General features: G+C 34.3%; 6 protein-coding genes and 1 pseudogene. 5 read left to right on the top strand and 2 right to left on the bottom strand.

The window, feature by feature from the left end:
* The first annotated feature begins 116 nt into the window (after window positions 1-116).
* The 3 genes from menD to D9R05_RS05415 all read left to right on the top strand — a co-directional run bounded on the left by menD (window position 117) and on the right by D9R05_RS05415 (window position 3299).
* A complete protein-coding gene (gene menD / locus D9R05_RS05425) occupies window positions 117-1856 on the top strand; it encodes a 2-succinyl-5-enolpyruvyl-6-hydroxy-3-cyclohexene-1-carboxylic-acid synthase (protein WP_121666234.1) in 1740 nt (579 codons plus the stop codon).
* A 117-nt stretch (window positions 1857-1973) separates the two neighbouring features.
* A complete protein-coding gene (locus D9R05_RS05420) occupies window positions 1974-2312 on the top strand; it encodes a DUF2853 family protein (RefSeq protein WP_121666233.1) in 339 nt (112 codons plus the stop codon).
* A gap of 144 nt (window positions 2313-2456) precedes the next feature.
* Window positions 2457-3299, top strand: a complete 843-nt coding sequence (locus tag D9R05_RS05415) for a CvfB family protein (RefSeq protein ID WP_121666232.1) — start codon at window positions 2457-2459, stop codon at window positions 3297-3299.
* Here D9R05_RS05415 and D9R05_RS05410 read toward each other — a convergent pair.
* Window positions 3284-3817: a hypothetical protein gene (locus D9R05_RS05410; protein ID WP_121666231.1), complete on the bottom strand. Its 534-nt coding sequence runs from the start codon at window positions 3815-3817 to the stop codon at window positions 3284-3286. The genes D9R05_RS05415 and D9R05_RS05410 overlap by 16 nt on opposite strands.
* 131 nt (window positions 3818-3948) lie before the next feature.
* Window positions 3949-5637, bottom strand: coding sequence for an asparagine synthase B (gene asnB, locus D9R05_RS05405; RefSeq protein WP_121666230.1), 1689 nt, complete (start codon window positions 5635-5637; stop codon window positions 3949-3951).
* Between the two features lie 332 nt (window positions 5638-5969).
* Here asnB and D9R05_RS15690 point away from each other — a divergent pair, with 332 nt between their 5' ends.
* Complete coding sequence (locus D9R05_RS15690) at window positions 5970-11669, top strand: PKD domain-containing protein (RefSeq protein WP_121666229.1); 5700 nt, start codon at window positions 5970-5972, stop codon at window positions 11667-11669.
* A pseudogene (locus tag D9R05_RS15685) lies at window positions 11612-12113 on the top strand (DUF11 domain-containing protein); the annotation flags it as partial. The gene D9R05_RS15690 and the pseudogene D9R05_RS15685, both read left to right, overlap by 58 nt.

Genomic DNA, 12113 nt, shown 5'->3' with positions numbered 1-12113 from the left:
GCAGCCATTACAAATAATTATGGATATTCAATTCAATTTTTTCAAATCACCAAATCAGCACATCGACAAATTAAGTTTTTAACCGTATTTTTGTGAGATAAAATTCAACAGTTTTTATGCAATATTCCAGCATTCCGCTTGCGCAAAGTATCACTTTATTATGTTTAGCAAAAGAAATTAATCATGTAGTAATTTCTCCCGGTTCTCGAAATGCTCCCTTAACGATTAGTTTTTCAAATCATCCTGAAATTGAAGCTTATAGCATTGTAGACGAGCGTTCAGCAGCTTTTTTTGCGTTAGGATTGGCGCAACAATTGCAAAAACCGGTGGCACTTTGTTGTACTTCAGGAAGCGCATTGTTGAATTATTACCCGGCAATCTCAGAAGCTTTTTATAGCGATATTCCGTTAGTGGTTATTTCGGCAGATCGACCGGTAGAGCGTATTGATATTGGCGATGGTCAAACAATTCGACAGAAAAATGTGTTTGAGAATCATATTTTATATTCCGCAAATTTATATTCAGAATTGGTGCTAGATGCATTTCCGCTAGATGAAAAATTAAAGCAGAAACAATTTGAAGCGCAAAAACATAACGAACGTGAAATAAATTTAGCTTTAAATACCGCGATTGAGCAAAATGGACCGGTTCATATAAATGCTCCTTTTTACGAGCCTTTGTATAATTTAATAGAAAAGCCGACTGTTTCTCCGCTACAAATAGAACCGATTCGAGAAGCAAAAACTACTACGGAAAAAGCTATACAATTCTATGCTGAAATTTGGAATAACGCGAAAAGAAAATTAGTGCTCGTCGGTGTAAATAAACCAAGTTCTGTAGAACAAAAGTATTTAGATTTTTTAGCGGAAGATCCTTCGGTTTTGGTGATGACGGAAACGACTTCAAATTTACATCACGAAAAATTTATAACCCGAATCGATAAAATAATCGCGCCGATAGAAAATTCTGAAAATAGGGAAGAGGAGTTTCAAAATTTGCAACCCGATATTTTATTAACGTTTGGCGGAATGATTATTTCAAAAAAAATAAAAGCATTTTTACGAAATTATCAACCAAAACACCATTGGCACGTCGATTCTAAAAAAGCATTAAATACGTTTTTCTGTTTGAATAAACATTTTGATGTAAATGCGAATGAATTTTTTAGCAAGTTTTCCACGTTAATAAAAGCATCGAAAAGTGATTATCAAGAAAAATGGCTGGAAGTGAATGCGCAACGCGATATTCATCATGAAAAATATATGGAAGAAATTCCGTTTTGCGATTTAAAAGCTTTTCTTCATATTTTAGCCAAAATGCCCGAAAAGCAAGTTTTGCATTTGTCGAATAGCAGCATTGTGCGGTATGCGCAATTATTTAGATTGCATCCCTCTTTAGAGGTTTATTGTAACCGCGGCACAAGTGGAATCGATGGGAGTTCTTCAACCGCAGTTGGTGCTTCAGTAAAAGCTAATTTGCCGACGACTTTAATTACCGGCGATTTGAGTTTCTTTTACGATAGCAACGCGTTGTGGAATAATTATATTCCGAAATCATTTAGAATTATCATTATTAATAATCAAGGTGGCGGAATTTTTAGAATTCTTCCGGGAGCAAAAGATGCGCAATATTTCAGTCAATATTTTGAAACCGTTCATCAGCTCAACGCAAAACATTTAGCAGCTATGTATAATTTTGAATATCAAACTGCGGAAAATGAAGAAAGTTTAAAAACGAATTTGGAAGAATTTTATACTGAAAGCGAGCGACCAAAAATTTTGGAAATTTTTACGCCACGGGAAGAAAACGATAGGTATTTAAAAAATTACTTCCGCTATATTTTGAATAAGGAATAATTTTAAAATATTTAAGAATCTTCCTTAAACTTTTGTTATTTCACTAATTCCTAACATTTTATCAGTATTTATTCAGTTAACTTAGGAGTAAATTAATTAACCGAATAAAATTTTATTATGAGTACATTAGACGAATTAGTAGGAAAATATATTGCCGATGTAAAAGATATGGAAGATAATCCCGATATCGATTTGCTTCGAAAAATAGCAGAAAGTATGGGGCCTTCAATTCATAACAGAGATGCTTCCTTAGTTTCCTCTTCAGATAAAGAAGAATGGAAAACAATTCGTAAAAACTTCTTAGTAGGAAAATTAGGCTTAGAAGATTCCGATGAATTAAACCGAGCAATTAATCAAGTTTTGGAAAAATATGGAAAATCTAATCGAAATAAATATAGAGTCGTAGTGTACTATTTATTAACTAAACACTACAATAAGGAGCAGTTGTTTAAATAGTTTTTTGAAACCCAAGGGGCAACCGCTCAAGCTCGAGGAGAAAAAGAATGATTGCACATGATGTAATGACCGTAACGGATTTCTTTTCTTTTCGAGCTTTTTTATGCTTAAAAAGAACGTATCTTTGCAGCTTAAATAGTTATTATGCTTAGCATTGGAGAATACCATATTTTAGAAATAGATAGAGATACACCACCGGGTTTATTTTTAAAAGATGATAGTGGCGATAAAGAAAATGAAGTTTTACTACCCAATAAATATAAACCTGAAAATTTTGAGATTGGCGATAAACTTGAAGTTTTTGTTTATTTAGATCATGACGAACGTCCTGTTGCTACAACTCTAACGCCTTATGTTAAGTTAGATGAATTTGCTTTTTTAAAATGTGCTGAAGTTTCAAATATTGGTGCATTTTTAGATTGGGGTTTAGAAAAACATTTGTTTGTTCCGTTTAAAGAACAAGCTTATAAAATGAAAGAAGGCGAGTGGTATCTTATTTTTTGCTATTTAGATGAAGATAGTCAGCGTTTAGTTGCGTCGAGTAAAGTTAATCACTTTCTTACCAATGCAGAGTTAACAGTAGAACCTTACGAAGAAGTAGATTTAATTGTGACCAATAAAACTGATATTGGGTTTAATTTAATTGTGAATGAATTGCATCAAGGTTTAGTGTATCACGACGATGTTTTTCAAGATTTAAAAACCGGCGATAAATTAACCGGATGGGTTAAGAAAACCAGAACCGATAATAAAATTGATATTACACTTCAACGTCCCGGTTACAGAAGTATAGAACCAAATGCCGACGCAATTATGAACGAGTTGCAAATGCAAGATGGTTTTTTACCATTAACAGATAAATCTTCACCGGAAGAAATTAAACAGAAACTTGAAATGAGTAAGAAAAGCTTTAAAAAAGCTATAGGAACACTTTACAAAAAGCGTCATATTACAATTGAAAAAGACGGAATTTATCTCGTAAAATAAAAACCAGAACCCGAAGTTGAATTTCTTCGGTAATAATATGGCGAATTATAACTTCTGTAAAACGGATTTATAAAGGGTTGGCGATTGTCTTCGTAAACTTCATTTTTAATTCCGCCGTCAGGAGTTTTTTTATTGTAATAGTTTAGGTTATTATTTGTTCGATTAGAGAAATTTGTAGGATCAAAAAAAACTTCTGTAGTTTCTCTTATTTGTGCCAATTGTCTATTAGGAAATTCCATATTTACAGTTTGCTGTTGTTTTTGAAGTAATCGTGTTTGAGCAATCTGAGCCATGTTTAAATCTTTTGAACGCGGATCTGCATAAATATTAACGTAAGGTAAATTGAAGTTACCGGTTTGCGGTGCAAAAGTAATTGGAGTTAAGCTTGGCAGTTGCCTTCTGTAAAACCGTTCATTAACTTCGCGCTGAGTGTTTTCAAAATGAAAATTAGGAAATTCTTGTGCTTGAAGTGAGGCACAAAATAATAACAGCAAAAGCTTTAGAAGTATAATTTTCATAATAAAAAATGATTCTTTTCAAAAGTATCAAATATTATGCTAGAAAATTATTCAATATTCATAAATAAAAAAGTATGAGATTTTTTTTAAAATTCTCATACTTTTAATTCTAAAAAAACATTCAATAGAAATTAACTTTTAACTGTTTGTTTTTTTTCATAGGCAGCAGAGTGCACATTAGCAACTGCTCTACCTGAAGGGTCATTTAAGTTTTTAAAACTTTCATCCCATTCTAATGCAATAGGTGAACTACAAGCAACCGACTTAACCGATGGCACACTTTTGGCTGCAGCATCGCTCGGAAAATGCTCTTCAAAAATATTTCTGTAGTAATATTCCTCCTTACTCATTGGGGGTTGAATAGGAAATCTGTAGTGTGCATTTTCCAGTTGTTCATCGGTTACTTTTTCGTTCACCATTTCTTTTAAAGTGTCAATCCAACTATAACCAACACCATCCGAAAATTGTTCCTTTTGTCTCCACGCTACACTTTCCGGTAGATAGTTTTCAAAAGCTTTGCGTAAAACCCATTTTTCCATGCGTTCTGGAGTAATCATTTTATCTTTTGGATTCAATCGCATAGCGACATCCATAAATTCTTTATCAAGAAATGGAACACGTCCTTCAATTCCCCAAGCAGCTAGAGATTTATTAGCTCTCAGACAATCATACATATGCAATTTATCGAGTTTTCTTACGGTTTCTTTATGAAACTCTTCAGCACTTGGAGCTTTATGAAAGTATAAATATCCGCCAAAAATCTCGTCGCTACCTTCACCACTTAAAACCATTTTAATACCCATGGATTTAATAACGCGCGCCATTAAATACATTGGTGTAGAAGCTCGAATAGTAGTTACATCGTAGGTTTCTAAATGGTAAATAACATCTCTAATAGCATCTATACCTTCTTGAATTGTAAATTTAATTTCGTGATGAATAGTTTTTAAATGCTTAGCAACTTTTTCTGCTGCTGCTAAATCTGGCGATCCTTCCAAGCCAATAGCAAAAGAGTGTAATTGTGGCCACCAAGCATCACTATTGTTGTTTTCCTCTATTCTTTTTTGTGAGTATATTTTTGCAATAGCTGAAGTGATTGAAGAATCCAGCCCTCCAGAAAGTAAAACTCCATAAGGAACATCAGACATTAATTGTCTTTTTACTGAAGCTTCCAAGGCTTGCTGAAGCTCCTCTATATTAGTTTCATTATTTTTAATATTTTCATAATCCATCCAATCTCGTTTGTAACAGCGTACAAAACCATCAGAATTTTTAGTCATATAATGTCCAGGAGGAAAAAGTTCTATTTTAGTGCAAGTACCTTCAAGTGCTTTTAATTCTGATGCCACATAAAAAGTTCCATTTTTATCCCAGCCAATATAAAGAGGGATAATTCCCATGTGGTCACGTGCAATGATGTAATCATCTTTTTCAATATCATATAGTGCAAAACCAAATATTCCATTTAAGTCATCTAAAAAATCTGTACCTTTTTCTTCATATAGTGCTAAAATTATTTCGCAGTCAGATTTTGTCTGAAAGGAATAATTTCTGCGAATATGTTTTCTTAACTCATTATGATTATAGATTTCCCCGTTTGCTGCAAGAACTAAATTTTTATTTTCATTGAGAAGAGGTTGCTTACCAGAAGCGGGATCTACAATAGCTAATCTTTCGTGCGCTAGAATCGCTTTTTTATTACTAAAAATACCACTCCAGTCAGGACCACGATGTCTAATTTTTTTTGAAAGCTTTAATAGTTTAGGTCTTAAAAGCTTTTCTTCTTCTTTTAAATCAAAGGCACAAACAATTCCACACACAGCTCTAAGTTTTTAGATTATATTATTTCTTAAATACTGGAGTAATATTCGTTAAATAATAATTTATTTCTAAAAAAACTATTGCTTTTTAGTTTAAATGATTAAAAAAATAGATATAGTGTAATTATGGGGAACTGGTAATTCTCAATAATTTTTTATGTTATTAAAATGTTAATTAAATGATATTAATTTTTAATATTAACATATGTTTGATGTTATAATGATATTAATTTTTATTAAATTTAACTTAATATATCAATTTTATATAATAATTTAGATGTTATTGTTAAAGTTTTTAAAGTAAAGTGTAATGAGATAATTCCTTTTACTATATGGATAACCACTACCTACCAACCTATAATTTTTTATTTTTTATTAGAGGAAAACGTTTTCTGTTTCTCTTTTTATCAGTATTATTATTTTTTTCAGTACAATCGCAAGCTCAAAACTGTGTTGTTAATGCAGGTGTATTGAATATAAATATCTGTCAAAATGATGATTTAATTTTAGATGGTAATAATCCATCTCCAATAATAGGGGATGTAGAATGGTCACAAATTTCTGGCCCCAGTGTAATTATAGATTCACCAAATTCTCCGACAACTACAGTTTCGGGTTATATAGGTGGTAATACCTATGTTTTTAGATATTCTGCTATTTGTGGCGATGGAGTTGAAACTTTTCAGGATAAAACAGTGGTAGTAGAACCTATTACCATGGCAGACGCTGGGGTTGATGTTTCTTCTTGTTCTGATACATCTGGAGGGATTGTAGTTTCAGGTAACACGCCTCAAAATTCTGGAGAAGTGGGTCATTGGGAAATCGTATCGTCTAATGATGCAGGTTTAACTATAGATTTACCTAATTCTTCAGTAACAACATTAGATTTACCGCCTACAAGTTGTGGCACTACTACAATAGCTTGGGTAATTGAAAGTGCAGAATATGCTCCTGGAGAATTTTGTAGTTCAAGTTCAGAAATAGATATTACAAATTATGGTGGAGTAACTCCAGTTAGTGCTGGAAATGATATTAATTTAGGAAACTGTTACACTACAACGCAATCTACTTCCTTAAATGGAACGTACGGAGGGTGTGGGTTAAATGGACAAATAGGCGTATGGGAGTTTGTAAGCGGTCCTAGTACACCAACTATAAATAATTCGAGTAGTAATAATACAAATGTATCTAATTTAGAAGAAGGTTCTTATGTTTTTAGATGGACGGTTACAGGTCCTTGTGCTTCAGGTTCAGACGAAATAACTGTTAATGTTCCAGCAGCGACTCAGGATGTTACAACTTTGGGAGGAGATGAAAACATTTTTTTATGCGATACCAGTATTACTCAAGTGACTTTAACGGGCGATGCGCCTTCATTTGCAGGAGAAACAGTTGAATGGACACAGATCGGAGGAGGGACTTTACCTCCTGGTTCTATACAAACACCAAATAATTCCTCGACTTTAATTACAAACTTGAGTAATTCAAATGATCCTTATACATTTCGTTATACGTTAGAAAATGCAAATACAGGCTGTTCATTTTCTAAAGACTACACAGTAGAATATAAATCTACAAATAGAACAATTGTTGCAAATCAAGGGAATAACTTTTTTGGAGAATGTAATCAAACTAATTTTACAATTCCATTAGAAACTACAGGAAGCGGATCCAATAAGTATAAAATTTTGAGCGGTCCAGCTAGTTCACCTTTAGGTCCATTTCCTACAGGAATTATGAATGTTGGTAATGAATTAAATATAGATTTAACTGTTGGAGGTATTTATGTAATTAATTTTGCAAGAGTAGAAAATGGTTCTTTACCCGCTGGATGCTCTAATGGATTTGATAGTATTACGGTTTTTGTATCAGATGCAGCAACCCCTTCTAATGCAGGATCAGACGAAAATTTGGCTTGTGGAGTTACAACAGGAACTTTATCAGGAGTTTCAACCTCTTCAGGAGGTGCTGTATGGAGTCAGCTTAGTGGGCCCAATAACGCAACTATTACAAATCCTTTTCAACAAAATACCACTGCTACTGGTCTAATTTCAGGGAGCTATGTGTTTCAGTATATTACAAAAGGTGCAGGTACAAAATGTCCAATCTCTATAGATACCGTTCAAATTAATGTTTCGTCTTCATCAATTACTTCGGCAAATGCTGGGTCAGATCAAACTGTTTGTATAGATGCCCCTGTAAATTTAAATGCAAATGTACCTCAAGCTGGAGAATTTGGAGAATGGTCGCAAGTTTCAGGGCCAACAACTATTACCTTTTCTGATGTTAATGATCCAAATGCATTAGCAACAGGTTTTTCGCAAGCTTCCAGTAACTATACATTACGGTGGACGATTGATTATACATTTCCAGGTTCATCAGGTTGTAGTGTACCAACGCAAGATGATATTACTATTACTACAAATAATAATAACAGCCCAACAGTTGCAGACGCAGGTACAGATCAGTGTTTACCTTCTGGAACAACTACAGTTAATTTATCAGGTAATGCTTCTACACTCATTGAAACTGGGACGTGGACGGTGACTCCTAGTACTGGAGTTACTTTTATAAATGTTAATGATCCAAATACCACAGCAACAGTACCAAGCGACGGTGAATATCTCTTTACTTGGACAATTGCAAGAAATATAGCAGCTGGATGTACTACGCCAACTTCAGATGATGTACTTGTTACTATTGCAAATGATGCAACAGCAAATGCAGGTCCAGATCAAACTATTTGTGGAGATCAAATAATAATGAATGCAACGTTATCTACCGGATCTACAGGAACCTGGTCTTTAGTTTCAGGTGTGGGGGGCTATACTTTTAGTGACCTTAATGATCCTGATGCTACAGTTGATTTTTTATATAGTGGGGTTTATATTTTCGAATGGTTGGTAGAATCTGGCGATTGTTCATCTGCAACAGATGAGGTTAGAATTATCGTAGGAATTCCTCCAATTACTGCAGATGCCAATATAGATCAAGAAGTCTGTAATGCTACAACGACAACATTGAACGGAAATTCTTATAACTCTAATATAGAAACAGGGAAATGGACAGTAGTTTCAGGAGCTCCTAATGTTCCAGAAATTTTAGATACAACAGATCCTAATACAAGTATTTCAGGCTTGGTTTCGGGTACTTATACATTTAGATGGACTATTACAAGTAAAGGTAATCCGCTTTGTTCACCGTCTTTTGATGAAATGCAGGTTGAGGTTTGGGCGCCGGCAACAGCAGGTAATGATCAAACTTATTGTGATGTAGAGAATGTTCAATTAATAGGTAACGAAAACTCAACTGGAACTTGGACACAAACAGCTGGTTCGACTACTGGTGTAACCATAACACAATCACCGTCCAATAATTATATTGCAAATGCAACTGTTGTTCCGGGAAATACATATGAGTTTACATATACAACAGATGCCTTTATGTTTTCTTCAGGTAATAATTGTTCATCAACTTCTGATGTAGTTGAAATAACAATTAATTCTGGAGCGAGTATAAACCCAAATGCTGGACCAGATCAAATAATTTGTACAGATGATGTAGGAGGAACAATTACTTTAGATGGAAATTCACCACCTGTAGATGTAGATAATGCAGAATGGCAAATTTTATATGAACCATCGGGAAGCAATGCTAATATTAATAATGTAAATAACGAAAACACTCAAGTTTCAGGTTTAGATGTTCCTGGTTTATATGTTTTTGAATGGGTTTTTTCAAGTGATTCTTGTCGAGATTTATCAGATGTAGTTCGAGTAACAGTTTTTGAAGCTCCAAGTATTGCAGATGCAGGAGCAGATGATAATGTAGCTTGCCAATTAACATACCAAACAAATGCCGTAGCACCTACAGCGGGAATAGGAACTTGGTCTTTTGCTACTCCAAGCGATGACCCTTCAGGAGGAAATGTAGTAATTGATAATCCTAATAATCCTCAAACTACTTTATCTAATATAACTACACTAGGAACTTACATATTAACTTGGACGGTATCAAATGGGCCATTTACAAATCCATCGTTGTGTGAACCTTCTATAGATACAGTTTCTATTACTTTTAATGATGATCCTCCTTCTAATGCAGATGCGGGGCCGAATCAGGAATTGTGCGATGAAACGCAAACTACGTTGGCAGCTGTTCCGCTAAGTGATGGTTTAGGTACTTGGATGCAGACTTCTGGTCCCAATACGGCAAATATAGCTTCGCCTAATGATGAAAACACGACGGTATTTGGTTTAATCTCTGGTGTGTATGAATTTACATGGACAGCAACTACAGTTAATGATGACGGCTGTTCATCTCAGGATACAATGCAAATTGAAGTTTTTGATGAGCCTTCTTTAGCAGACGCTGGACCTAATCAAGTTCTATCAGAATTTTCTCCCGTTATTTTAGCGGGAAATATGCCAACTATAGGAAAAGGAGAATGGAACCAATTATCTGGGCCAACAACTGTTGCTTTTGCTGATGAAACAGATCCCACAACTCAAGTTTCAGGAACAACGACAGGAATTTATACTTTTCAATGGGAGATATCAAATGGTAATTGTATAAGTGATACAGATGTTGTAATCATTGAAATTAAATCTATTTCAGATTTAGAATTAATTAAAACTGTGTCTTCTTCTTCGGTTAATGTAGGAGATGTAGTTACCTTTTCAATAGATGTTTTTAATAATGACGCTGAAGCTGGCGGTACAGATGCAACAGGTGTTTCTGTTAAAGATGAAATACCTGATGGTTTTACCTTAGTACCAGGATCGGTAAGTAATAATGGTGTTTATAACATAGGTGACTTATCAATAACATGGTCTAATTTAAATATTAATAATGGAAATTCTATAACATTGACTTTTGATGCGGTTGTAAATTCAACGGGAAGTTATATTAATACCGCACAAATAATAGAGTCAGATCAAGTAGATTTAGACAGTACTCCAAATAACGATGATGGAGATCAAAGTGAAGATGATGAAGATAGTGCTGCAGTTACAATTCAGCAAGCTGATTTAAGTTTAAGTAAGACAGTTAGTCCTAGTTTAGTGAGTATTGGTGATACTGTAGTGTTTACGTTAGAAGTAATTAATGCAGGTCCGGATGATGCAAGTAATATTTCTGTATTAGATCAATTACCTAGCGGATATACTTATCAAAGTGATAATGGAGGTGGTACTTATGATAGTTCCACTGGAAACTGGACTATTAATAATTTAGCTAATGGAAATTCTGTTTCTTTAACCATAACAGCAACAGTAAATTCATCGGGAGATTATTTTAATATAGCAGAAATAATAGAAGTAGATCAAACGGATCCTGATAGTACTCCAGATAATGACGATGGAGATCAAAGTGAGGATGATGAAGATAATGCCTCAGTTACACTAGAAACAGTTGATTTAGAATTATTAAAAACGGTTTCACCTGTTTCAGGAACTACTGGAGATCAGGTTACTTTTACTTTAACAGTTGACAATCTGGGCTCAGGTAATGCTACTGGTGTCTCAATAGAAGATTATTTACCTTCTGGTTATTCATTAGTTCCTGGTTCAGTTTCTAATTCAGGTAGTTATGATACAGCTAGTAGTACAATATTATGGTCTAATTTAACTATAGGAAGTGGAAGTTCTTTAAGTATCACTTTTGATGCTATAATAAATTCTACAGGAAATTATTTAAACACAGCACAAATTATATCAAGTGATTTATTAGATGTAGATAGTACTCCTGATAATGATGATGGGGATCAAAGTGAAGATGATGAAGATAGTGCATTAGTTACCTTTATTTCTCCATCTGTTGATTTATCGTTGACTAAAATAGTAGTAGACGGGGATACTTCGCCTGTTATAGGTACGGAAGTAACCTTTGAAATAACAATAACAAATTCTTCCTTAATAAATGTTACAGGTGTAGAAGTAACTGATTTATTACCTGATGGATATGATTTTATTTTATTTTATTTAGTTCCTCAGCAGGGACATACGATGAAAATACAGGGATTTGGAATGTAGGAACTTTAGCAGCAACAAGCTCTGAAACATTGCTGATTGATGTTTTAGTTGAAACTTCTGGCAATTATACAAACATAGCGGAGGTAAGTGCGAGTGATTTGGCAGATCCAGACAGTACCCCGGACAATGGTGATGCGAGTGAGGATGATTATGCCAGTGCAAGTACGACTCCGATCGCTCCATCAGCAGATTTAGAGTTAAGTAAAAGTGTAGTGGGAGGCAATACTACGCCTTTAATCGGTAGTCAGATCACGTTTTCCATTAGTGTAAGCAATGTTGGTCCTCAAGCTGCTAGTGGTGTATTGGTAGAAGATATTTTACCGAGTGGTTACAGTTATTTATTATCGAGTGCGACCTTAGGGAACTACGATCAGTCGAGTGGTATTTGGACGGTAGGAACAGTGGGTAGTGGCGTTACAGAAAGCTTGCAGTTGACCGTTACAG

Origin of the sequence: Mesonia aquimarina, from assembly GCF_003667275.1 — a bacterium.
GTDB lineage: Bacteria > Bacteroidota > Bacteroidia > Flavobacteriales > Flavobacteriaceae > Mesonia > Mesonia aquimarina.
Note: the sequence above shows the minus strand (reverse complement) of the source record. Positions and strands in the feature narration are given on the sequence as shown.

Excerpts from the sequence above, each read along its gene's own strand:
- menD (WP_121666234.1), top strand. The coding sequence starts at position 117 with ATGCAATATTCCAGCATTCCGCTTGCGCAAAGTATCACTTTATTATGT.
- D9R05_RS15690 (WP_121666229.1), top strand. The coding sequence starts at position 5,970 with ATGGATAACCACTACCTACCAACCTATAATTTTTTATTTTTTATTAGA.
- D9R05_RS05415 (WP_121666232.1), top strand. The coding sequence starts at position 2,457 with ATGCTTAGCATTGGAGAATACCATATTTTAGAAATAGATAGAGATACA.
- D9R05_RS05420 (WP_121666233.1), top strand. The coding sequence starts at position 1,974 with ATGAGTACATTAGACGAATTAGTAGGAAAATATATTGCCGATGTAAAA.
- D9R05_RS05410 (WP_121666231.1), bottom strand. The coding sequence starts at position 3,817 with ATGAAAATTATACTTCTAAAGCTTTTGCTGTTATTATTTTGTGCCTCA.